Annotated in this window: 20 protein-coding genes; 15 read left to right on the top strand and 5 right to left on the bottom strand. The window is 52.3% G+C overall.

Annotation, left to right across the window (positions count from 1 at the left end; translation table 11 throughout):
- Window positions 1-21 precede the first annotated feature (21 nt).
- The gene (pyk, locus tag AC6CHM_RS13160) at window positions 22-1,458 is read right to left on the bottom strand and encodes a pyruvate kinase (RefSeq protein WP_115054140.1); all 1,437 of its coding nucleotides are present in this window, start codon (window positions 1,456-1,458) and stop codon (window positions 22-24) included.
- On the bottom strand, window positions 1,455-1,928 hold the full coding sequence (locus AC6CHM_RS13155) for a DUF1036 domain-containing protein (RefSeq protein WP_307286259.1): 474 nt from the start codon (window positions 1,926-1,928) through the stop codon (window positions 1,455-1,457). The genes pyk and AC6CHM_RS13155 overlap by 4 nt, the downstream gene beginning before the upstream one ends.
- Before the next feature lie 384 nt (window positions 1,929-2,312).
- Between AC6CHM_RS13155 and AC6CHM_RS13150 the strand changes: the two genes are divergently transcribed.
- The 5 genes from AC6CHM_RS13150 to AC6CHM_RS13130 all read left to right on the top strand — a co-directional run bounded on the left by AC6CHM_RS13150 (window position 2,313) and on the right by AC6CHM_RS13130 (window position 9,214).
- Window positions 2,313-2,975, top strand: a complete 663-nt coding sequence (locus AC6CHM_RS13150; protein ID WP_498173468.1) for a DUF1629 domain-containing protein — start codon at window positions 2,313-2,315, stop codon at window positions 2,973-2,975.
- A gap of 66 nt (window positions 2,976-3,041) precedes the next feature.
- Entirely contained in the window at window positions 3,042-7,541 is a 4,500-nt protein-coding gene (locus AC6CHM_RS13145; protein ID WP_498173466.1) for an SPM autocatalytic domain-containing protein, read from the top strand.
- 181 nt (window positions 7,542-7,722) lie between these two features.
- Window positions 7,723-8,526, top strand: a complete 804-nt coding sequence (locus AC6CHM_RS13140; protein WP_440810546.1) for an N-formylglutamate amidohydrolase — start codon at window positions 7,723-7,725, stop codon at window positions 8,524-8,526.
- On the top strand, window positions 8,519-8,824 hold the full coding sequence (locus tag AC6CHM_RS13135) for a DUF1244 domain-containing protein (RefSeq protein WP_115054144.1): 306 nt from the start codon (window positions 8,519-8,521) through the stop codon (window positions 8,822-8,824). Before AC6CHM_RS13140 ends, AC6CHM_RS13135 begins: the two co-directional genes overlap by 8 nt.
- 120 nt (window positions 8,825-8,944) lie before the next feature.
- Window positions 8,945-9,214, top strand: a complete 270-nt coding sequence (locus AC6CHM_RS13130) for a DUF2312 domain-containing protein (RefSeq protein ID WP_008128240.1) — start codon at window positions 8,945-8,947, stop codon at window positions 9,212-9,214.
- On the opposite strand, the gene AC6CHM_RS13125 is transcribed toward AC6CHM_RS13130, so the two are convergent.
- Window positions 9,187-9,456 carry a hypothetical protein gene (locus AC6CHM_RS13125; protein ID WP_307280842.1) on the bottom strand — a complete coding sequence of 90 codons (270 nt, stop codon included), beginning with the start codon at window positions 9,454-9,456 and terminating at the stop codon, window positions 9,187-9,189. The two genes, AC6CHM_RS13130 and AC6CHM_RS13125, sit on opposite strands and share 28 nt — an antisense overlap.
- Before the next feature lie 106 nt (window positions 9,457-9,562).
- Between AC6CHM_RS13125 and AC6CHM_RS13120 the strand changes: the two genes are divergently transcribed.
- Window positions 9,563-9,715 carry a hypothetical protein gene (locus AC6CHM_RS13120; protein ID WP_307280839.1) on the top strand — a complete coding sequence of 51 codons (153 nt, stop codon included), beginning with the start codon at window positions 9,563-9,565 and terminating at the stop codon, window positions 9,713-9,715.
- A 146-nt stretch (window positions 9,716-9,861) separates the two neighbouring features.
- Here AC6CHM_RS13120 and AC6CHM_RS13115 read toward each other — a convergent pair whose 3' ends face one another.
- Complete coding sequence (locus tag AC6CHM_RS13115; protein ID WP_115054145.1) at window positions 9,862-10,140, bottom strand: hypothetical protein; 279 nt, start codon at window positions 10,138-10,140, stop codon at window positions 9,862-9,864.
- Between the two features lie 838 nt (window positions 10,141-10,978).
- On the opposite strand from AC6CHM_RS13115, the gene AC6CHM_RS13110 reads away from it, so the two are divergent.
- Genes AC6CHM_RS13110 through AC6CHM_RS13100 form a run of 3 tightly spaced genes read left to right on the top strand, consistent with a single transcriptional unit; the run spans window position 10,979 to window position 12,721 of the window.
- Window positions 10,979-11,458 (top strand): carboxymuconolactone decarboxylase family protein, encoded by a 480-nt coding sequence (locus AC6CHM_RS13110; protein WP_498173464.1) that lies wholly within the window; start codon window positions 10,979-10,981, stop codon window positions 11,456-11,458.
- A gap of 57 nt (window positions 11,459-11,515) precedes the next feature.
- Window positions 11,516-12,271, top strand: a complete 756-nt coding sequence (locus AC6CHM_RS13105) for an SDR family oxidoreductase (RefSeq protein WP_498173462.1) — start codon at window positions 11,516-11,518, stop codon at window positions 12,269-12,271.
- A gap of 33 nt (window positions 12,272-12,304) precedes the next feature.
- The gene (locus tag AC6CHM_RS13100) at window positions 12,305-12,721 is read left to right on the top strand and encodes a cupin domain-containing protein (RefSeq protein WP_498173461.1); all 417 of its coding nucleotides are present in this window, start codon (window positions 12,305-12,307) and stop codon (window positions 12,719-12,721) included.
- A 55-nt stretch (window positions 12,722-12,776) separates the two neighbouring features.
- Here the strand turns inward: AC6CHM_RS13100 and AC6CHM_RS13095 are convergent, their stop codons facing one another.
- On the bottom strand, window positions 12,777-13,262 hold the full coding sequence (locus AC6CHM_RS13095) for an RrF2 family transcriptional regulator (RefSeq protein WP_307280830.1): 486 nt from the start codon (window positions 13,260-13,262) through the stop codon (window positions 12,777-12,779).
- A 415-nt stretch (window positions 13,263-13,677) separates the two neighbouring features.
- Here AC6CHM_RS13095 and AC6CHM_RS13090 point away from each other — a divergent pair, with 415 nt between their 5' ends.
- The 6 genes from AC6CHM_RS13090 to phoB all read left to right on the top strand — a co-directional run bounded on the left by AC6CHM_RS13090 (window position 13,678) and on the right by phoB (window position 20,206).
- Window positions 13,678-14,727 (top strand): PstS family phosphate ABC transporter substrate-binding protein, encoded by a 1,050-nt coding sequence (locus tag AC6CHM_RS13090; RefSeq protein WP_115054150.1) that lies wholly within the window; start codon window positions 13,678-13,680, stop codon window positions 14,725-14,727.
- An 88-nt stretch (window positions 14,728-14,815) separates the two neighbouring features.
- Window positions 14,816-16,189: a phosphate ABC transporter permease subunit PstC gene (pstC, locus tag AC6CHM_RS13085; protein WP_115054151.1), complete on the top strand. Its 1,374-nt coding sequence runs from the start codon at window positions 14,816-14,818 to the stop codon at window positions 16,187-16,189.
- Window positions 16,182-17,921 carry a phosphate ABC transporter permease PstA gene (gene pstA, locus AC6CHM_RS13080; RefSeq protein ID WP_498173459.1) on the top strand — a complete coding sequence of 580 codons (1,740 nt, stop codon included), beginning with the start codon at window positions 16,182-16,184 and terminating at the stop codon, window positions 17,919-17,921. Before pstC ends, pstA begins: the two co-directional genes overlap by 8 nt.
- Window positions 17,922-17,935: 14 nt before the next feature.
- Entirely contained in the window at window positions 17,936-18,751 is an 816-nt protein-coding gene (gene pstB, locus AC6CHM_RS13075) for a phosphate ABC transporter ATP-binding protein PstB (RefSeq protein ID WP_307280822.1), read from the top strand.
- Window positions 18,752-18,774: 23 nt separating this feature from the next.
- Window positions 18,775-19,503 carry a phosphate signaling complex protein PhoU gene (gene phoU, locus AC6CHM_RS13070; protein ID WP_115054154.1) on the top strand — a complete coding sequence of 243 codons (729 nt, stop codon included), beginning with the start codon at window positions 18,775-18,777 and terminating at the stop codon, window positions 19,501-19,503.
- 16 nt (window positions 19,504-19,519) lie between these two features.
- Window positions 19,520-20,206: a phosphate regulon transcriptional regulator PhoB gene (phoB, locus tag AC6CHM_RS13065; RefSeq protein ID WP_008128223.1), complete on the top strand. Its 687-nt coding sequence runs from the start codon at window positions 19,520-19,522 to the stop codon at window positions 20,204-20,206.
- The last annotated feature ends 13 nt before the right edge of the window (window positions 20,207-20,219 follow it).

Genomic DNA, 20,219 nt, shown 5'->3' with positions numbered 1-20,219 from the left:
AACCGCTTGCAGCGCTAGACGTCAGACGCTCGTTAGACCGTCGGAGCCGATATAGGCGATGCGCAGCATATTCGTTGAACCTGGGGTACGCAGGGGCACGCCAGCCGAGATGATGATGCGATCACCCGGATTACCGAACTCTTCCTGATAGGCAATGTGGCAAGCACGATCGACCATCTCATCAAGATCATAGGCCTCGTCGGTTACAACGCAATGCAACCCCCAGACGAGCGCTAGCTTGCGGGCGGTTTCAACGACAGGCGACAGCGCGATGATGGGTAAAAGTGGCCGTTCGCGCGCGGCACGCAAGGCAGTGGTTCCCGAGGCGGTATAAGTGACGATAGCTGAAAGATTGAGCGTTTCGGCGATCTGGCGGGCGGCGAGCGAAATTGCATCGGCACCGGTCGCATTGGGCTCGGGGCGCTGGGCATGGATGATGCCGGGGAAGTTTGGATCGCGCTCCACCTGTTCGGCAATGCGCGCCATTGTTGCGACGGCTTCTACAGGATAATCGCCAGCTGCAGATTCTGCCGAAAGCATAACCGCATCGGCACCTTCGAACACGGCTGTGGCAACGTCGGACACTTCGGCGCGGGTTGGCACGGCGGCAGTGATCATCGATTCCAGCATCTGCGTGGCGACGACAACGGGCTTACCTGCCCGGCGACAAGCACGAATGATCTGCTTCTGGATGCCAGGCACTGATTCCAGCGGCATCTCAACGCCGAGATCGCCGCGCGCAACCATAAGCGCATCGGAAAGCTCGATGATCTCATCAAGGCGGGTAACGGCCTGTGGCTTCTCAATCTTTGAGAGAAGAGCAACGCGGCCGCGCGAGATCTTGCGGACTTCGGCAAGATCCTCCGGCCGCTGGATAAAGGACAGAGCAACCCAGTCGATTTCTTCCTGCAGCACGGCATCAAGGTCGCGGCGGTCTTTCTCGGTCAGAGCGCCGACATCAAGTGTGGTGTCAGGCAGGCTGACGCCTTTCTTGTCGGAAATACTCGTTCCTGAAACAACCCGGCAGCGAATATGCTTGCCATCGGATGCCTCAGCGACAAGCGCCAGCTTGCCATCGTCGATCAACAGGCGATGACCCGGCTCAACGGCTTTGAGAATTTCCGGATGCGGCAGGTAAACGCGGGTGTTATCGCCAAGCGCTTCATTGTTGTCGAGGGTGAAGGTCTGGCCTGCAACGAGTTCCACCTTGCCTTCGGCAAATTTGCCCACACGCAGCTTGGGTCCCTGCAAATCGGCGAGAATGCCGATTGGCCGTCCGACTTCTTTTTCCACATTGCGCAAGCGGCGCACAAGTTCACGCATCAGGTCGTGGCTGGCATGGCTCATATTGATGCGGAAGACATCGGCACCGGCTTCGAACAGTTTGCGAATCATGCCTTCGTCGGAGGAAGCAGGACCGAGCGTGGCGAGAATTTTGACCTTGCGGCGACGTCTCATTGAGGAGGGGTATCCGTTACAATTGGAGATGAGGGAGGATTTTCTTCTGTCAGCTGGACCATCCAGCTCGTCTGCTCGCCCGTATCATATTCCTGAAATCCGGAACGCTGGAAACCGCGTGCGAAGCAGTCATTGATACCGGTTATCTTGAACTGGTTTTCGGCAACGCACATGTTGATCTTGCCGTCCCAGCGCCCGCCGCTTTGAGCATCTTCGGCGTAAAGGTAATAATAGCGCGATGTCAGCGGTCCGACAACCAAGGTGGTGCAGGAAGAGGCGTTGACATGCCACCAGCCTTCCGTGATCCAGCCAGTCTTGGCGCGGTAGCCCAGAGCAACGCCGACCAGATTTTGGGTGGAATTGCACACGCGGAAATCGGCATGGGCCTGGGTCGGCGCAAAAACGCTTCCCGAAATGAATATGAACAGAAATGCCGCGAGGAAGCTTCCCCATCTTAGCTTTATGCTCATACCCAATATTGCCTCCGTCCGGTCTTTTAGGGTCCTGCCAGCACCAAAATTAAGCCAATGGCTTCAGGGCAGGTAGACGAGGTTCCTTTTCCGTAGTTTCGCGCGCATTGTCAACGCGTGAATAAGTCGTAGAGGGGTGCCACGACAAGATTGTGATCGGCTGTGGTGTTTTTGGGACGATCCGGCTCAGGCTTCGATCTAATCGATTTGTATTGGTGAAAACTATTGTGCTCTAACACGGCCATCGTAAACGAATACAACCGGGAAGTTGTTTGAGCGTGTTTGGACTAAGGGTTAATTGTCAACGCATGATTTGCCGAGCATAGTCCTTGACAAGGGAAGCGGTGTTCGTGCTGGCCGCCGAAGCAGGACGAGGACAGGGTAATGGCAGGAAGCGACGTATTTTCGAAACAGACCAACAAGCCCAGGAAAGGGCAGTACTTTGTTCTTGATGTCAAATTGACGGGCGGTAAAGGGCACGGCGTTGTCTTCGAGAACGAAGAGCAACTACTCACTTTACCGCGCAGGATCATAAGGCCCGTCGATGGAGGTTTTCCTCCCCTTCGTGAAGTACCTCGATTAAGTTACGTTCCCAAAAAAGGAAATATGCCGCGGGATCTGGAAGGCGGGATGAGTGGATATTGGCTCGTCTCGGAACGTCTCAAGCAGATATTCGAGCAAGTCGATCCAGAAGGTTTTGCGTTCGTCGCGTGCGACTTTACCGTTGCAGATAGTTCGAAGGATTCTCAATACTACCTTTGTGATGTCATTCGCACTATCGATGCTCTGGACGAAGAAGCGTCAGTTTTACAAATTAAGTACGAGCTCGACTTAGATACCAGAAAAGAAGTTAAGTACTACAGTTTTGTGGGACGATGTCATCTAAGTTTTAAACAAAAGGCACTGCTCGAATATCATATATTTCGTACGCCATTTTCCGGAGTAGTATTTTGTGATCATATTCTGCGTGATGCCTGCCGAGCGGCAGGAATGAACCAAAAAGATGGAATTGGTGGTTTGCAGTTCCATGATGCTGCTGATTTTTAGAAGTTTATCCAACATATTTTTCATTTAAATATTTGATATTTATTATATATTTTAAAGGATTTTGATGTGAACGAATCTGTTCTAAAATCTCCTATTCAAGGTCATCACGTAATTCCAAAAGACGTGGGAGAGAACAATGTCCTTCTTAAAGAACTAGCTCGCCAAGGACTCTTCGACCTCAATGCTTCGCGAAATGTTCTGAATTTACCTGCCACTCAGGAGTTGGCAGAAAAACTGAAGCTTTCTCCGCATACAGGTGGCCCACTCAGCAGTTACCAAGAAGGCATTGCTAAACATATGCAGAGCCTTGCGGATTCCCCCAATGGCTTAAAAGCGCTTGCCGGAGACCGGGCCGCTGCCGAGCGCGTTGCGGGACGGGTAAATACTTTGCGTGATACGCTAAAGACAGCTCTCATTAACGGTGATCTTTTCACAAATACGCCTAAGGGCATAACGTCGGAAGCGATAAACAAGCTTAATCAGGAGTTGCTCGGCAAGCTGGATGATTATGCAACAAAACATGCCGATGCCATCTCGAAGATGGGCAAACTGGTAGGTCCTGAGGCTGAATGGACTGCCGTGTTGAAGTCATCAGAAGCTGTGGAGGAGGTTACCAAAGCTCTGCAAAAGGCTGGGAAAACAGGTGCGTTGGACAGTCTTGGAGCGGCTATCGGGCAGGCAACGGAAGTGGGGCGGTTCTCCCCATCGGTCTCACTGCGGGAGACTTTGGGCAGTATTTTCGGCGCATCTGCGAGGGGGCTGGTAAAAGGTCTGGGTGCAGCGGGTCTGGGTGCAGCGGGTGCCCTGCTTGATGCAAAACAGTCCATGGCACAAGCAAAGGAACTTGCTGCGAATGGCGACGTGGAAGGCGCCAATAGTGTCTTAAACGGTCTTGGTGCTCGCCTTGCTTTTGGTTGGATGGGTGCTCAATGGGGCGGATCAGCGGGAGTTGGTGTCGGACCCTATGGAGCACTCATTGGGGTTGTACTCGGAGGAGCAACTGGCGTAATTGGTGGTGAAGCGGCGGTCAAAGCCATCGAAAAAGCTGCTAAGGAAATATCAGAAGCGCTCGGACTGAGTTCGGGTGAGGTGACACTTGCTGTATCAGTGCGGCAGCCCGAAACTATCCTCAATCCCGATGGCACGAAAACAATAACCGAGTTTAATCCGGAGAATAACCAGCCATCCAGCATCAAAACCTATGACAAGGACGGTAAACTTAAGAGCCAGACCGAGACTGAATATGATCCTCTCACACATGTTAAAACTCGGGAATCTGTTTTTGATGGTTCGGGTAAGCAGATAAACGATAAGTATTTCGACCGCACGACAGGAAAAGAAACTTCAGAAACTACATTTAAGCCTGATGGAACTGGCACTACGACCAGCTATGATGCTTCTAATAATTCGCCTTGGCGTGAAGCAAAGGCCGAGTATGATGTTAATGGAATTCTTGTTTCAGAACGAAGACTTAACGATGACGGTAGCACGTGGGAAACGACGTTCTTTCCCGGTACAACCAAGGCCAGTACGCGAAGTGAGTATAATGCCGCCGGAAATCTGACTAAAAGTTCAACATTTAGAACTGATGGAACCAAAGCAGTTACATTGTATGACGTGACCGGGACAGAGACCTGGAAAGAAGCTTTGATAGAGTATCGTAAGGATGGCTCCCCTATTTCCGAAACCGGTATCAATAATGATGGCAGTACATATGATGCTGTCTTTGATAAGGATACTGGAGAGATCACGCGACGGCGCGTATACACAGCAGATGGCAAGCCCATATCCACTATCACCATACATACGGACGGAACGCAAAGCGTAACGCTGTATGATGCGGCCAATAAAGCCAACCGGCGTGAAGCAACCATTGATTATGACAAAAATGGCAAGCCTGTTTCACATAAGGTCATCAATGACGATGGCAGCAGCTATGACGTAAAGTACGATCCAAGTAGTGGCGCTATGACCGTCCGGACTGACTACAACGACAAAGGTCAGACGCTATCTGCCACGATATTTCGAACGGATGGGACGAAGGTCAAAAAGCTTTACGATGCTGGCGGCACCGGAGTGTGGAAAGAAGCCTCTATCGAGTATCGCACGGATGGCTCCTTGGTATTGGAAACAGGTATCAACGATGATGGCAGCAAATATGATGTTGTCTTTGACAAGGATACAGGCGAGGTCACCCGGCGTCGTGAATATACGGCGGATGGCAAGCCCACTGCGATCATCACTTTCCGCCAGGACGGAACGCAGAGCAAAACGCTTTACGATGCTGGCAACAAGGGCATCTGGCGCGAGGCAACCATCGATTATGGCAAAAATGGCAATGCTGTTTCCGAAAGAGGCATTAAGGATGATGGCAGCAGCTATGATGTAAAGTTCAATCCGGCTAGCGGTGCCATGACTGCCCGGACTGACTACAATGACAAGACGCAGGCGCTATCTGCCGCGATATTTCGGGACGACGGAACCAAAGCAATTACATTGTATGACGTGACCGGGACAGGGACCTGGAAAGAAGCTTTGATAGAGTATCGTAAGGATGGCTCTTTGGTATCGGAAACAGGTATCAACGATGATGGCAGCAAATATGATGTTGTCTTCGACAAGGATACAGGCGAGGTCATCCGGCGGCGGGAATATACGGCTGATGGCAAGCCCACTGCGATCATCACCTTCCGCCAGGACGGAACGCAGAGCAAAACGCTGTATGACGTAAATAACAAAGCCACATGGCGTGAAGCAACCATTGAATATGGCAAAAATGGCAATGCTGTTTCTGAGAAAGGCATCAAGGATGATGGTGGCAGTTATGAACAAAACTATGACCAGATTTCAGGAAAGGTGACTTCTAGGGCCGACTACAATTCCTCTGGGCAGCTCACATCAACAACGTCCTACCGACCAGACGGCACAAAAACAACTACGCTCCATGACGCTGAGAATAAAGGCACTTGGAGCGAGGCTACCGTTGAATATGACAAGGACGGCAATGCCATTTGGGAAGCCGGGGTTAACGACGATAAGACCCGATACTTTGCAAAATACGATCCAAAAACTCAAAAAATGACATCGCGGATTGATTATAATGCTGCAGGACAGACTACGTCGACGACTTCATTTGAAGCGAGCAAAATATTAAAAAATCTCTACGATCCTGCCAATCTGACACAACTTAAGGAGGCAATAATTGAGTATTTTTCTGATGGGCAACCCAATGTTGAAACAGCAGTACAGGACGATGGCACTAAATACCAGATAAAATACCATTATGGGCAAGTGGACATAGAAGTAATAGAATTGCCAGATGGCACTCTAATAGAGAAACAATTTAGGAGCGGCAGAGTTACGGATTATACCGAAATTGATATCGGGCAGAAACATGATTGGCTAAAGATTTATAGAGGTTTCGGGAAAGAGGATCGCTTTATGGACGATGGCAGTAGATATCAACTCTGGTTTGACGAGAAAGGAAATCCGAAAAGGGCCGACTATTATACTCGCAAAGGTGAGTATATCCCTGGAAATTACAATAAGGAAAAAGGATCTTTTAGTTTCGTACGCCAAGGCTCTGGCGGCTCTGGTGGTTCCAGTTTCTGGGATCAGGTTTCCTCTACTTTATCTGGCTTGCTCGGACCGGGGGGCACATCTGTTTCCTATACCTTTGGCAGCACGGCTACACCGTCTGTAGGGACATTCACGATGCCCCCTCCTGGTGGGTTCACGAGCGGGGGTAGTCTTTATAAAGTTCCTGCATTGCCAGCAATCTTTCCAGGCGGTGGCTTGCCAGCGGCAGGTAGTTTTATTCCTCTGCCAGTTACGGGGCCGATGCCTTCTACTAGACCCAAATTCATTGCAGACCCGAATATTATTAATGGGTGGGGAATCGGCCATTTTGACTTTGGTGACGGGACGTTCTCGAATCCAATTGAATTCCCCGCAGGTCGACCCCCACTGCGGCCTCCAGTGCTATTAGACCTGAACGGCGATGGAGCTACTGATCTGAGGCTGTACTCTGCTAACAATAATTTGGGCCCGCAGTTTGACTGGAATGGCGACGGCAATATGGATCAGACGGCTTGGGTCGGACCGAAAGATGGCTTTCTTGCCATCGACCTTGCAAAAGACGGCGCTACGGGAGCGGATGGCAAGATTGATCAGACGAGAGAGTTAGCTTTTTCGATTTGGAAAACCGAGGATGAAATCGCTGCGGAGAATGCAGAGTCAGTGACGGACCTTGAAGGGCTGCGCTATGCCTTCGATACCAACCGTGACAATGTTCTGGATGCGAATGATGCCCGCTGGAATGAATTTCGTGTCTGGCAGGATTTGAACCAAGACGGCATTACGGACGATGGTGAATTGAAAACCATGTCAGAGGCTGGGATCAAGCTGATTAATCTTCTGCCTGATCCGGCTGGGGCGAAGCAATTTGCAGACGGATCGGCAATTACGGGGACTGCAACTGCAACTATGACGAATGGATCAACCATGATGATTGCCGATGCAAGTTTGCGTTTTCAGCCGTCAATGCCCACGCATCTGATGAGTTAACAATACTTTGACGAGGGCGGCAGTTTACCGCCCTTTTTACTTGGACCGTGGGTTTTGAATCCTTTGATAGGTTGTCTGTAGAAGCATTCGGGATTTGCCCGGCGAACAATCTGCCTTGCATTGCTGCCTAGGGCATGAAAGACAAAAGCGGTCAGATTCACCGTTGCAAGAGCCTGTCTTCATGTCCTTTTCTCCCTATCATCTGGTTGATGGCGATTATGCCAAGGGCCTTGTCCTGCTTGCCGATCATGCGAGCCGCGCGCTGCCGGAAGAATATGGCTCGCTGGGGTTGGATGCCGCGCAATTCGAGCGGCATATTGCATATGATATTGGCGTCGAGCAGTTGACCCGCAAACTTGCCGCCATGCTTGGTGTGCCAGCGGTACTTGGCGGGTTTTCGCGGCTGTTGATTGATCCAAATCGCGGCGATGATGATCCAACCCTGATCATGCGTCTGTCTGATGGTGCCGTGATACCGCGCAACAATCCAATGCCTGAAGACGAGCGGAAGAAGCGCATAAACCAATATTACAGGCCCTATCATGATGCGGTTGCCGCGGCGATCGCGGAAACGGTGGAACAGAGCGGCAAGGCGCCCCTGGTTATTTCCATTCACTCGTTTACCGCATTCTGGAAAGCGACGCCGAGGCCCTGGCACGCCGGCATACTTTGGGACAAGGATCCACGCGCTGTGCTGCCTTTATTGGCGGGTTTACGGGCAGATCCCCTGCTGGTCGTTGGCGATAATGAGCCCTATGACGGGGCACTCAAGGGCGACACAATGTATACGCATTGCATCCTGCCGGGTTATGCCCATGCGTTGATCGAGGTACGCCAGGACCTGATTGGCGATGATGCGGGCACGACCTTATGGGCTGAGCGTCTGGGGCCAATCCTTGAAGGCATGAATGCAGTACCCGATATGCATGAGGTTCGGCATTATGGTTCAAGAACGGGAATAATTGAGGAGATCATCCATGACTGATTTAAGCCGGGAACAGCAAACCGAATTGGAGGCGGCGGCTTTCCGGCGTTTGGTGGAGCATCTGCGCGCCCGCAGCGATGTGCAGAATATTGATTTGATGAACCTGGCAGGGTTTTGCCGCAACTGCCTTTCCAACTGGTATCGCGAAGCGGCGGAAGCTTCCGGCATCGCGATCAGCAAGGATGAATCGCGCGAGATCATCTATGGCGAGCCCTATGCCGATTGGCAGGCAAAATATCAACGCGAAGCAAGTGACGCAGCCAAGGCAGCCTTCGAGACAAACAAGCCCGGGCATTGAAAGGTCCGGATGGCTGCGGTCGCAGACTCTATTTCCTTGACTCCCTAGCCCTTCGTCGGGCATCGGAACGCTCCGCGCGGCTTAACCCCGAGTCGCCAGTTACGTTTTACGGAGTGAAATATGAGCATGGATGATTTGGGCGCACAGGGCGGTGTCGAAGGTGTAGCGGCAGCAGAATTGCGTCAATTCATCGAGCGCATTGAGCGCCTCGAAGAAGAAAAGACCACGCTTTCCGACGATATCAAGGAAGTAATGGCTGAAGCCAAAGGCCGCGGCTACGACACGAAGATCATCCGCACCATTGTTCGCCTGCGCAAGAAGGACGCCAATGAGCGCAAGGAAGAAGAAGCGATCCTTGAACTTTATATGAATGCCTTGGGTATGGAATGATAGCCAGCCTGCGGGCTGGGTTTTAGTGAACGATGCGGGATCGTGCGATGCACGGTCCTTTCGTTTGGGCGCGGCGCTGGGGATGAAGTGGCGTCCTCTTTGGTAGCGAAACCATCCCTGATCTGACCACTGTCGCCCCAAACAACAAAACAGCCCGAAAGTTCTTCCCATAGGATCGTATATCCACCGGAAGCCATCCGGTCATGCAATTCAGGAAGTTTTGGATTTTCAATCTGGCCCATAGCGGTCTCCTTGACTCACTTGGACGGTGTCAGCACTTGCAGTTGAAAGGATGGTTGCCTCCTGAAAAGGTTGAGAAACGTCCAATGTTTCGATCAGCAGTTCGAAATGGGTAATGTCGCGCAGAGCCTTCAGATAGGTGTCGCGGATTTGATCGCCCGCTCCGCCTCGGCCTACACGGATAAACTGGCATTGCTCGCCAGCATCGATGGTTCCAACGATGTCCTCCGATTCAGAGAGCTTCAGGACGATCCAATTTAACAGTGTTTTTTGCTGCTCAACCCTGTCGCCGGATATAACAAGGCCTTCGGTAACAATTTACCACCACTGAAATTCACCAAAAGTTCCGTTTTTTCCCTCAAGGGGCGTGGAGATGAGCGGACGAGTTGTTCCGCTTCAAAAATCGATCAACGCCGCTCTGTCCTTCGCGGTAGAGCGGCGTTCTTTTGGGCTTCGGGTTCAGATTTTTGCGCAAGCTTCAGGTCGTGCCGTGAAATGACTTCCCGCAGATGGTGAGCGAGGCGGCGGTAATGGTCCGCAGTTTGCAGGGAAATGTCTTCCTTCTCGCCTGACCGCGATTTACGAAAGGCTTTTTCGACACCTTCCTCCAACCGGACAATGCGCTCTTCATGCTCCTGAACGGCCAGACGGAGTCTTTCGATAAATTCATTGTAGACTTTACCCATTACATCAATGCCCTGAGCCCGTTCATGCTTGCCTGCCAGTGGCAGCTATCTGGCAGTCTCGAAACGAGTGTAATAGCGATCAGTTCCATCGCAGACACTCGGTTTTGAATTCGTCCGGTGTCATGGGACCATGATCATTGATGTGAACTTTCCACACCGAATGAATATCCGCGAATGCTTCCGCAGCGGTCGTAAATGTCATGACATTCGAAGTGGTGATTTCATCAGGCACAAAAAGCTGGATCTTGGAATTGGATCAATTGGCATCGCCGTATCCGTCTAATTTTTCGACTGGTAAAGCTGTCTGGTTTTCCGGTTGCGAGTTTCTTTTTCGGACGGGGTCAACCGCCGGCGTCTGAGCATGCCATAGGCCATTATTATCCCGAGAATAATGGGTCCGCCGAGCACAACAAAAAGCCAAAGATATTACGGTTACCTCCTTTCGAAAAGTAACCGGTGTCGGTGAATTTTGGTTCCAACCATTAAAAGCTTTCAAGCAATACAAAGCCACAACCTTTGTCCAGCGCTTCGGCGGCCTCTCAATGTCGCCTGCCTTTGATTGCTGTAGGCACCATGCATCACAGGACCGGCTGGTGAAAAATAGAGCATCCCGAAGGCGTGAGGGCGACTGACGGAGGCACAGGTCTAAAACAACCGGCTTGATGGCAATTTTTTGGATCGCCGATAGTTCGTTAAATCAAATACTTACGTGAAATGTGGGCAGCTGAGCGAGCGCAGGCGCAATTTATTGCAGGCGCCCCACTTTACATTTTTCTATTAAGGATATTTAATATCCTTAAGGATAACAAATATCCGTAATATACGAATGGAGAGACATATGAGCCAACGCCTTAACTACATTCAGCAGTCGCCCGAGTTTTTCAAAAAGTTCATGGATTTCAGCCTGGCGCTCAAGGACAGTGCCATTGAAGAGAAGATCGAGGATCTCGTACATATCCGCGCCTCCCAAATGAACGGCTGCGCCTTCTGTCTCGATATGCATGTCAAGCAGGCCAAGATGCATGGGGAGACCGAGCTTCGTCTTTACCACATTGCTATTTGGCGGGAATCGACACTGTTCTCCTCGCGCGAGCGCGCAGCTTTGGCCTGGGCCGAGATTTTGACAAAGCTGCCGGAGCAGGGCGTTCCGGATGATGTTTACGAACGCGTTCGCGGCCAGCTCTCCGAGAAGGAGCTGTCTGATCTAACCTATACGGTCATGGCTATAAATGCCTGGAACCGCGCCAATGTGGCCTTCAGGACTGTGCCCGGATCATCGGACAAGGCCTTTGGTCTCGATAAGGCTGGCCTGAACTAAACCTTTGAACATTGATCTCTTAACACCCGGATTAACGGGCATCGAAGGACAATTGCCATGAAAATCGTTATTATTGGGGGAACTGGTCTGATCGGATCGAAGACCGTTGAACGCCTGCGCAAGAAGGGTCATGAGGTGGTCGCCGCCTCGCCGAATACCGGGGTCAACACGATTACCGGAGAAGGCCTGACCGAGGCGCTTGCCGGTGCGGATATCGTCCTTGATCTGGCCAATTCGCCATCCTTCGCGGACAGGGATGTTCTCGAATTCTTCCAGACCTCCGGTAAGAACCTGCTTGCAGCCGAAGCAGCGGCAAGCGTGAAGCACCATATCGCGCTTTCCGTGGTCGGCACCGAACGTTTGCAGGAAAGCGGCTATTTTCGCGGCAAGCTTGCGCAGGAAGAACTGATCAGAAAGTCGCCGATTCCCTATACGATTGTTCACTCAACGCAATTCTTCGAGTTTCTCAGCGGCATCGCAGAATCCGGGACGGTCGGCGACAAGGTGCATTTATCCCCTGCCTATGTACAGCCTATTGCTTCTGATGATGTGGCGGACGCCATGGCTGAAGTGGCGCTTGCATCGCCGGTCATGGGGACGGTGGAAATCGCAGGCCCGGAAAAGGTCCGGCTGAGCGATCTGGTTGGCCGTTACCTGAAAGCAACCAATGATCCAAGGTCGGTCGTGGTCGATGCTCACGCCAGATATTTCGGCGCGGAACTCAACGATGAATCGCTCGTGCCCGGCCTTGATCCGCGGCTTGGATCCATCGGTTTTGAAGAATGGTTCGCAACGGCGCCCCGCCGCAAGTGAGCCGCCAGACAGCGAAAATCGAAGGAGACTGAAATGATCAAAACCTCAATCACCGCATTGGCGCTTGGCTTGCTGCTCATGAACAGCGCTGCCACACATGCCGACGGGACAGATGCCAAGGTCACTATTGTTTACGAGCATGAGCTGCCGAATGTGCCGGGTAAAAGCATCAAGGGCATTCTTGTGGAATATGGGCCGGGCGGGTCTTCGCCGGGACATACCCACCCGAATTCCGCCTTTATCTATGCGACTGTTCTGGAAGGGGCCGTTCGCAGCCAGGTCAATGACGGCCCCGTGAAGGTCTATCGAGCCGGGGAAAACTTTTCTGAAACGCCGGGTGATCGCCATGGTGTGAGCGCGAATGACAGTAAAACCGACCCGGCACGGCTGCTTGCCGTATTTGTCGTCGATACCAACGAGAAAACCCCTTTGACCACCCCGATCAAGTAACATTCTTGTCGATATAATAGCCGATCACGCCGAACCGGGTTGGCCCGCATGTTATCTACGTGCGGGCCATAACCCATTCGGAACTCTTCTTCCAAAGATCAGCTGGAACGTCCTTAGCGAGTGTTTCGACCAGGCTGGCCAGCGTTACACTGCGCAACTTGCTGCGCCACGCCTCATCAGCATCCCACATGATGCGAGCCACGGAGCATGGCTTCGTATCGCAATGGTCTGCGGAGCGGCAAGGATTGTTCTCTCTGATATTATTGCAGACAAAGGTCGGGCTTTTCCCCTCAACGGCCTCGACAATATCCAGAAATGTAATTTCTGAGGTCGGTCTTGCAAGCCGGTAGCCACCGCTTGGCCCAAGTGTCGTCTCGACAATCGCGGCCTGCGAAAGATTTTGCAGCGCCTTCGATAGATATTCCTTGGGAACACCATGAAACTCAGCCAATGTCTTGGTTGAAAGATAATGGTTTTCCGGCAGCCCGGCCAGAAGGGCGCAGCAATGGAGTACCCATTCGACCTGACTTTTCAGTATCATTGCTCAATCCTGCCCATGACAGTTTTAGGGCTCAAATGCTTGATTTAAGGATAATCAATATCCTTAAATAGGAAATTTGTAAATCATATCAACGGCAGGGCGAAAATGGGCCTGAAATTTTTGCCAGCATTGCGCAGGACAAGAACGGACATCCATCAAATGGAGAGCTGCATCCCCTTTCGACGGGCTCCGGATATCGTGATATAATTCAACAGGGATGTAATTCGCCGCCGAAGTTTCATTTGCTGCCACGGGAATAAGCGTGGCTAAAATATATAATAAATACAAATGTTTAATCGTAACGCTTTTGCGGCTCGCTCATTGTGATCAAACCGTAATATTAGTGTCACATGACTGTTATAAACCTTCTGTAGATAGCGGTGACTTCAAAAGTTTTCAAACAGGAGTAAAACCCATGAACAAGCTTTTTTCAACGGTGGCAATTGCGGCCATCGGCATTGCAGCCTCGCTCGGCACTGCATCTGCACGCGATCAAATCCGCATCGTCGGGTCCTCGACGGTTTATCCTTTCACCACTGCTGTTGCAGAAAATTTCGGCAAGACATCCGGCATGAAGACGCCAGTTGTCGAATCCACCGGCACAGGTGGTGGCATGAAGCTTTTCTGTGAAGGCGTTGGCGAAAAGTTCCCGGATGCAACCAATGCATCGCGCGCAATCAAGAAGAGCGAATTTGCCGATTGCAACAAGAACGGCGTCAAGGACATCGTTGAAATTCTTGTTGGCTTTGATGGTCTGACCGTTGCCCAGGCAAAGGCCGGTATTCCTCTGAAGCTTTCGCGCAAGAACTTCTTCCTCGCTCTTGCCAAGGAAGTTCCGGGTGCTGATGGCAAGCTCGTTGCCAACCCATACAAGAATTGGTCTGAAATCGATCCTTCATTGCCTAACGAGAAGATCGAAGTACTTGGCCCGCCTCCAACATCCGGCACACGCGATTCCATGCATGAGCTTTTCATGGAAGCCGGTGCGCTTGAAATTCCTGCTCTGAAGGAATTGAAGGGTAAGGACGCCAAGGCATTTGAAGCTGTCTGGAAGTCACTTCGCGAAGATGGCGCCTATGTGGAAGCAGGCGAGAACGACAATGTGATCGTTCAGAAGCTTGAAGCAAATCCAAAGGCATTTGGCGTATTCGGCTATTCCTTCCTTGAGGAAAATGCATCGAAACTGGCCGGCGTGCCAATCGACGGTGTTGTTCCGACCTTCGAAACAATTTCCGACGGTACTTACAAGCCTTCTCGTGAACTTTATGTCTATATCAAAAAGGCCCATGTCGGCGTTATCCCGGGTCTGGACAAGTTTGCTGCTGAATACGTATCGGACACTGCAAGCGGCGAAGAAGGTTACCTTTCCGAAAAGGGCCTCGTGCCACTGCCAGCAGAGCGCCATGCTGAAGCTGCCAAGGCTGTTCTGGCCATGGAGACCATCAACGGCGACAAGCTGAAATAAGCTTTATATCAAGAATGGCAGCCGGTGATCTGACCGGCTGCCATTCAAATACATTGAAGCCAAGCCTTGGACCTGGATCGGTAGGCCTATGACCGCAACATATTTCCTGATACTCGCGCTATTGACAGTCTCGCTGTTTCTGGTGGGTCGCCAAAGGGCGTCATCCCTTGCCGGAGCGGAGCCTTCGTCTCTCCATTCGCTTCCGTCCTATCACGGCATGTTTCTTGCGGCTTTGATCGCGCTGTCCATGCTTCTGGTCTATGTTCTGGGAGCGCCGCTTGCCAATCGATATGTCGAGGCTCAGGCACTTGCGGGTATTGACCCGGCCACTATTGCTGATGGTCTTGGCCGCAGCGCGGTGTTTCGCGACATTCATTCAATTCTTGCCGGTACTTATGCAGGCACTGCCTCGCCCGAACTGGCCAATGCCGCATCGGCCTATTCAAGCGCTGTCAGCCTTACTGGCTGGTTATTGCTGATTGGCGGCGTTGCCCTTGCATTGGCCGCCGCAATGATGGGTTTTCGTCTGATCGGGCCGCAGTTTCGCGCGCGAAACAGCGTCGAGCGACTGATCAAATATGTCTTGCTGGCCTGTTCGGCCATTGCTGTCCTGACGACAATCGGCATTGTTTTTTCCGTGGTTTTCGAAACCATCCAGTTCTTCACCAAAGTATCGCCGATCGACTTTTTGTTTGGTCTGCAATGGTCGCCGCAAACGGCGATCCGGGCTGATCAGGTCGGTTCATCCGGCGCATTTGGCATCGTGCCGCTGGTGGTCGGCACATTGCTGATCACTGTGATCGCTATTGCAGTTGCTGGTCCGCTCGGCCTGTTTGCAGCGATCTACATGGCTGAATATGCCAGCCCGCGCACGCGTGCAATTGTGAAGCCTATTCTCGAAATTCTGGCCGGTGTGCCTACTGTTGTGCTCGGCTTCTTCGCTGCCTTGACAGTCGCGCCATTCATCCGCGGATGGGGCGAAACCTTCGGTCTCTCGGTTTCGTCGGAATCGGCACTCGCTGCCGGGCTTGTCATGGGCATGATGATTATCCCCTTCGTGTCGTCGCTTTCGGATGATGTGATCAATGCCGTGCCTCAAAGCCTGCGCGATGGTTCCTATGCGATGGGCGCAACAAAGTCCGAAACCATCAAGAAGGTTATCCTTCCTGCGGCTTTGCCGGGCATCGTGTCGGCATTCATGCTGGCAATTTCCCGTGCAGTCGGCGAAACGATGATCGTGGTCATGGCAGCCGGACTTGCTGCCAACCTCACATTCAATCCGCTCGAAGCGGTTACGACCTTTACCGTGCAGATCAAGACCATTCTGGTTGGAGATCAGGAATTCGACAGTGCCAAAACGCTCTCGGCTTTCGCTCTCGGCTTCGTGCTCTTCTTCTTCACGCTTGTCCTCAACTTCATCGCGCTCCAGATCGTCAAGAGATATCGGGAACAATATGACTGACATCACCATATCCAACGGCATTCCCGTTACCGACTACCCACGCGATGCATTGGTCAAGAAGCGCTACCGCGCAGAGCGGCGCTTCAAGTTCTACGGGATCGCGGCAATTATTCTGACGGCACTGTTTCTGTCGGTTGTTCTGCTCGATGTTCTGTTCAAGGGCTTGCCCGCGTTTTCAGAATATCGGGTGGATCTGAAGGTTACCGCAGATCAGGCGGCACTGGATCCACAAAATACCCGCGATCCTGTGACGCTTCTTGCTGGTAATTACGACAAGATCATTCGTGACGCATTGGCTGCTCAGTTTCCTGATGTTTCAACCCGTGCGGAACGTCGCGCGTTGAATGGCCTGCTCAGTTCAGGTGCATCCGACGATTTCCGCCGCATGATTTCGGGTAATCCTTCGCTGATCGGTCAGGAAGTGACCGTCCCTGTTCTGCTTTCAGATGATGCAGATCAGTTCCTGAAGGGTTATCAGACATCGGAAATCGTGCTGGAAGGGACGGGAACGCTTTCCCAGACCCTTAACGGCGAGACCTATTCGCTGCGTTCAACGGGTGATGATTTCGCCAAGGCTTTTCAGGAAATGCAGGGTTTTCTATTTGAGCGTCTGGAAAAGTTGACGACAGAATCCGCACGTCTTGAAAAGCTGATCCCTGGCCTTGATGCAAATGCAGCAAGCTCGTTGCAAAGCCAGATCGATGCGATCAAAGCAGAGGCGCAGACGCTGAATGCCCGCATCACCGACACTAATGTCGCTATTGAGTTGGATGAGAAGCTGCCAAGCCTGCTTGTCAACGTTAATGGCGGGACGATCAAGGCGAGCCAGATCAGCCCCTCGGGTATTGATGGCGTCAAGCTGATAACACCTGCAAGCGCCGAAGCTGCTGCTCCCGGCAGCTGGTCCATGCTGACGCTTGTCACGCCGGAATCAAACCGCCGCGTGCAGGATCAGGCTGCGATCTGGCTCACAAAGATGAAGTCCGAGGGCCTGGTGGAACGTGCTTTTGCGACCCGCTTCTTCACCTCGGGTGACTCGCGTGAGCCTGAACTTGCAGGTATTCGCGGTGCATTGACCGGAACGCTCTGGACGCTCGCCGTAACATTGCTACTCTGCCTGCCACTAGGGGTCGGCGCTGCCATATATCTTGAAGAGTTTGCGCCGAAAAACCGCGTGACCGAGATCATTGAAATCAACATCAACAATCTTGCAGCCGTTCCATCAATTGTCTTCGGCTTGCTCGGACTGGCGATGTTCCTGAATTTCTTTGACCTTCCACGTTCCGCCCCTTTAGTTGGCGGGCTGGTGCTGGCACTGTTGGTAATGCCGACAATCATCATTGCATCGCGCGCTGCACTTCGCTCCGTACCTCCTTCAATCAAGGAAGCGGCGCTGGGCGTCGGTGCATCGCATCAGCAGGCCATCTTCCACCATGTGCTGCCTCTGGCCATGCCCGGCATCATGACCGGCACGATTATCGGCATGGCGCATGCTCTGGGCGAAACGGCTCCGCTGCTGATGATCGGCATGGTCGCGTTCATCGTCGATATTCCTGGTGGGATAACCGACGCTTCGACGGTGCTGCCGGTGCAGATTTATCTGTGGTCCGACCTTCCTGAAGTCGCCTTCCAGGCAAAGACTGCCGCAGCCATTCTGGTGTTGCTGGTGTTCCTATTCGTGATGAATGCTGCGGCGATCATGCTGCGCCGACGTTTTGAACGTCGCTGGTAATGAGGTACAAGGACATGAACATGTTATCCGAAGTTGATGTGGAAAAGAAATTGCATAACTCCTCGAACCAGCCTGCGATAAAGATGAAGGGCGAAAACGTCTCCGTATTTTACGGAGCCAAACAAGCGCTCTTTGAAGTCAGTCTCGATATCAGGGAAAAGGAAGTCACCGCGCTTATCGGACCATCGGGTTGCGGCAAGTCGACTTTCCTGCGTTGCCTGAACCGCATGAATGATACGATTTCGATCTGCAGGGTCACGGGCAATATCACGCTTGATGAGCGCGATATCTATGATCCCAAGATCGACGTGGTTCAGTTGCGCGCCCGTATCGGCATGGTGTTCCAGAAGCCAAATCCATTTCCGAAGTCGATCTTCGAAAATGTTGCCTATGGCCCGCGCATTCATGGTCTTGTCAAAAGCAAGAGTCATCTCGACGAAATCGTGGAAAAAAGCCTGCAGCGCGCAGGCCTGTTTGCGGAAGTGAAAGACCGTCTGCATGAATCTGGCACCGGTCTTTCCGGCGGACAGCAGCAGCGTCTTTGCATCGCGCGCGCCATTGCGGTCAGTCCGGAAGTGATTTTGATGGACGAGCCTTGCTCGGCGCTTGATCCTATCGCGACGGCAAAGGTTGAAGAACTGATCGACGAATTGCGCCAGAACTACACGATCGTCATCGTCACGCACTCAATGCAGCAGGCGGCACGCGTGTCGCAACGCACGGCAATGTTCCATCTTGGAAATATTGTTGAAGTCGGTGACACTGAAATGATGTTTACCAGCCCTACCGAAAAGCGCACGCAGGACTACATTACCGGACGTTTCGGTTGATCTCACGGGAAGAGGGTTAGACAATGACTGACACAGCACAACACACCGTCCGCTCTTATGACGATGAACTGAAGTTTCTGACGCACAAGATTGCAGAGATGGGCGGACATGCGGAGCGCATGGTCGAACAGGCTGTGTCGGCCATGGTCAATTCGGACAATGCGCTTGCCCAGCGCGTGATCTCTGATGACCTTATCCTCGACGCCGGTCAGCGCGAGATTGACGAAAAGGCGATCACCATCATCGGCAAGCGCCAGCCAATGGCGATCGACTTGCGCGAAGTAATCGGCACGATCCGCATTTCATCCGATCTTGAGCGTATCGGCGATCTTGGCAAGAACATTGCCAAGCGTGTCGTAGCCGTCAACGATACGCGCCAGACGCTCTCTGTCTATCGCGGCCTGCAGACCATCGCAGAACTGGCATTGACACAACTTAAGGATGTTCTCGACGCTTATGCAACACGCTCGGTGGCACAGGTCAATATCGTCCGTGAACGCGATGATGAGATTGATGCGCTTTACACGTCGCTGTTCCGCGAACTCCTGACCTATATGATGGAAGATCCGCGCAATATATCCGCTTGCACGCATCTTTTGTTCTGCGCCAAGAATATTGAGCGCATCGGTGACCATGCCACCAATATCGCCGAGACGGTCTATTACATTGTAACGGGAACACAGCTTCCGGCGGAACGCCCGAAGGAAGATCAGTCGCATACCGTTATTCTTGACGAGCCAGTAACGCCATAATTGCCGGAAGCAGACCATGCCTATAGCTCCCAGAATCACAGTCGTTGAAGACGAAGATGCCCTCAGTGTTCTCCTGCGTTATAATCTGGAGGCAGAAGGCTATATTGTCGAAACCATCAGCCGTGGTGACGAAGCCGAAATCGCCTTGCGCGAAAAGGTGCCGGATCTGCTGATCCTCGATTGGATGCTTCCAGGCCTTTCCGGTATTGAACTTTGCCGCCGCCTGCGTGCTCGGCGCGAGACAGAAATCCTGCCGATCATCATGTTGACCGCGCGCGGTGAAGAAAGCGAGCGTGTTCGCGGTCTTTCAACCGGTGCGGATGATTACATGGTCAAGCCGTTCTCGACACCGGAATTGCTGGCACGCATCAAGTCCATGCTACGCCGGGTCAATCCAAGTCTCTTGTCGCATGTGTTGAGCTTTGGAGATCTGAAACTTGACCGCGAACAGCACAGGGTTTTCCGTAAAGAGCGTGAACTCAAGCTCGGACCGACAGAATTCCGCCTGCTGGAATTCCTGATGCAGTCCCCAGGCCGGGTGTTCTCGCGCGGACAGCTCCTGGACAATGTATGGGGCGCGGATATTTACGTCGATGACCGTACGGTTGACGTGCATGTTGGCCGTTTGCGCAAGGCAATCAATATTGGCAGATCGCTTGATCCGATCCGGACCGTACGCGGTGCAGGCTATTCCTTCGGATAGGATTAAATCGCGT

This window comes from Phyllobacterium sp. GQ127 (assembly GCF_059758635.1).
The sequence above is the reverse complement of the archived record's forward strand: the minus strand, read 5'-3'. Positions and strand labels throughout refer to the sequence as shown.

What these genes read in the sequence shown, in the direction of transcription:
- pyk (WP_115054140.1), bottom strand. Translation starts at nt 1,458, where the DNA reads ATGAGACGTCGCCGCAAGGTCAAAATTCTCGCCACGCTCGGTCCTGCT.
- AC6CHM_RS13155 (WP_307286259.1), bottom strand. Translation starts at nt 1,928, where the DNA reads ATGAGCATAAAGCTAAGATGGGGAAGCTTCCTCGCGGCATTTCTGTTC.
- AC6CHM_RS13150 (WP_498173468.1), top strand. Translation starts at nt 2,313, where the DNA reads ATGGCAGGAAGCGACGTATTTTCGAAACAGACCAACAAGCCCAGGAAA.
- AC6CHM_RS13140 (WP_440810546.1), top strand. Translation starts at nt 7,723, where the DNA reads ATGTCCTTTTCTCCCTATCATCTGGTTGATGGCGATTATGCCAAGGGC.
- AC6CHM_RS13135 (WP_115054144.1), top strand. Translation starts at nt 8,519, where the DNA reads ATGACTGATTTAAGCCGGGAACAGCAAACCGAATTGGAGGCGGCGGCT.
- AC6CHM_RS13130 (WP_008128240.1), top strand. Translation starts at nt 8,945, where the DNA reads ATGAGCATGGATGATTTGGGCGCACAGGGCGGTGTCGAAGGTGTAGCG.
- AC6CHM_RS13125 (WP_307280842.1), bottom strand. Translation starts at nt 9,456, where the DNA reads ATGGGCCAGATTGAAAATCCAAAACTTCCTGAATTGCATGACCGGATG.
- AC6CHM_RS13120 (WP_307280839.1), top strand. Translation starts at nt 9,563, where the DNA reads ATGGGTAATGTCGCGCAGAGCCTTCAGATAGGTGTCGCGGATTTGATC.
- AC6CHM_RS13115 (WP_115054145.1), bottom strand. Translation starts at nt 10,140, where the DNA reads ATGGGTAAAGTCTACAATGAATTTATCGAAAGACTCCGTCTGGCCGTT.
- AC6CHM_RS13110 (WP_498173464.1), top strand. Translation starts at nt 10,979, where the DNA reads ATGAGCCAACGCCTTAACTACATTCAGCAGTCGCCCGAGTTTTTCAAA.
- AC6CHM_RS13105 (WP_498173462.1), top strand. Translation starts at nt 11,516, where the DNA reads ATGAAAATCGTTATTATTGGGGGAACTGGTCTGATCGGATCGAAGACC.
- AC6CHM_RS13100 (WP_498173461.1), top strand. Translation starts at nt 12,305, where the DNA reads ATGATCAAAACCTCAATCACCGCATTGGCGCTTGGCTTGCTGCTCATG.
- AC6CHM_RS13095 (WP_307280830.1), bottom strand. Translation starts at nt 13,262, where the DNA reads ATGATACTGAAAAGTCAGGTCGAATGGGTACTCCATTGCTGCGCCCTT.
- AC6CHM_RS13090 (WP_115054150.1), top strand. Translation starts at nt 13,678, where the DNA reads ATGAACAAGCTTTTTTCAACGGTGGCAATTGCGGCCATCGGCATTGCA.
- pstC (WP_115054151.1), top strand. Translation starts at nt 14,816, where the DNA reads ATGACCGCAACATATTTCCTGATACTCGCGCTATTGACAGTCTCGCTG.
- pstA (WP_498173459.1), top strand. Translation starts at nt 16,182, where the DNA reads ATGACTGACATCACCATATCCAACGGCATTCCCGTTACCGACTACCCA.
- pstB (WP_307280822.1), top strand. Translation starts at nt 17,936, where the DNA reads ATGAACATGTTATCCGAAGTTGATGTGGAAAAGAAATTGCATAACTCC.
- phoU (WP_115054154.1), top strand. Translation starts at nt 18,775, where the DNA reads ATGACTGACACAGCACAACACACCGTCCGCTCTTATGACGATGAACTG.
- phoB (WP_008128223.1), top strand. Translation starts at nt 19,520, where the DNA reads ATGCCTATAGCTCCCAGAATCACAGTCGTTGAAGACGAAGATGCCCTC.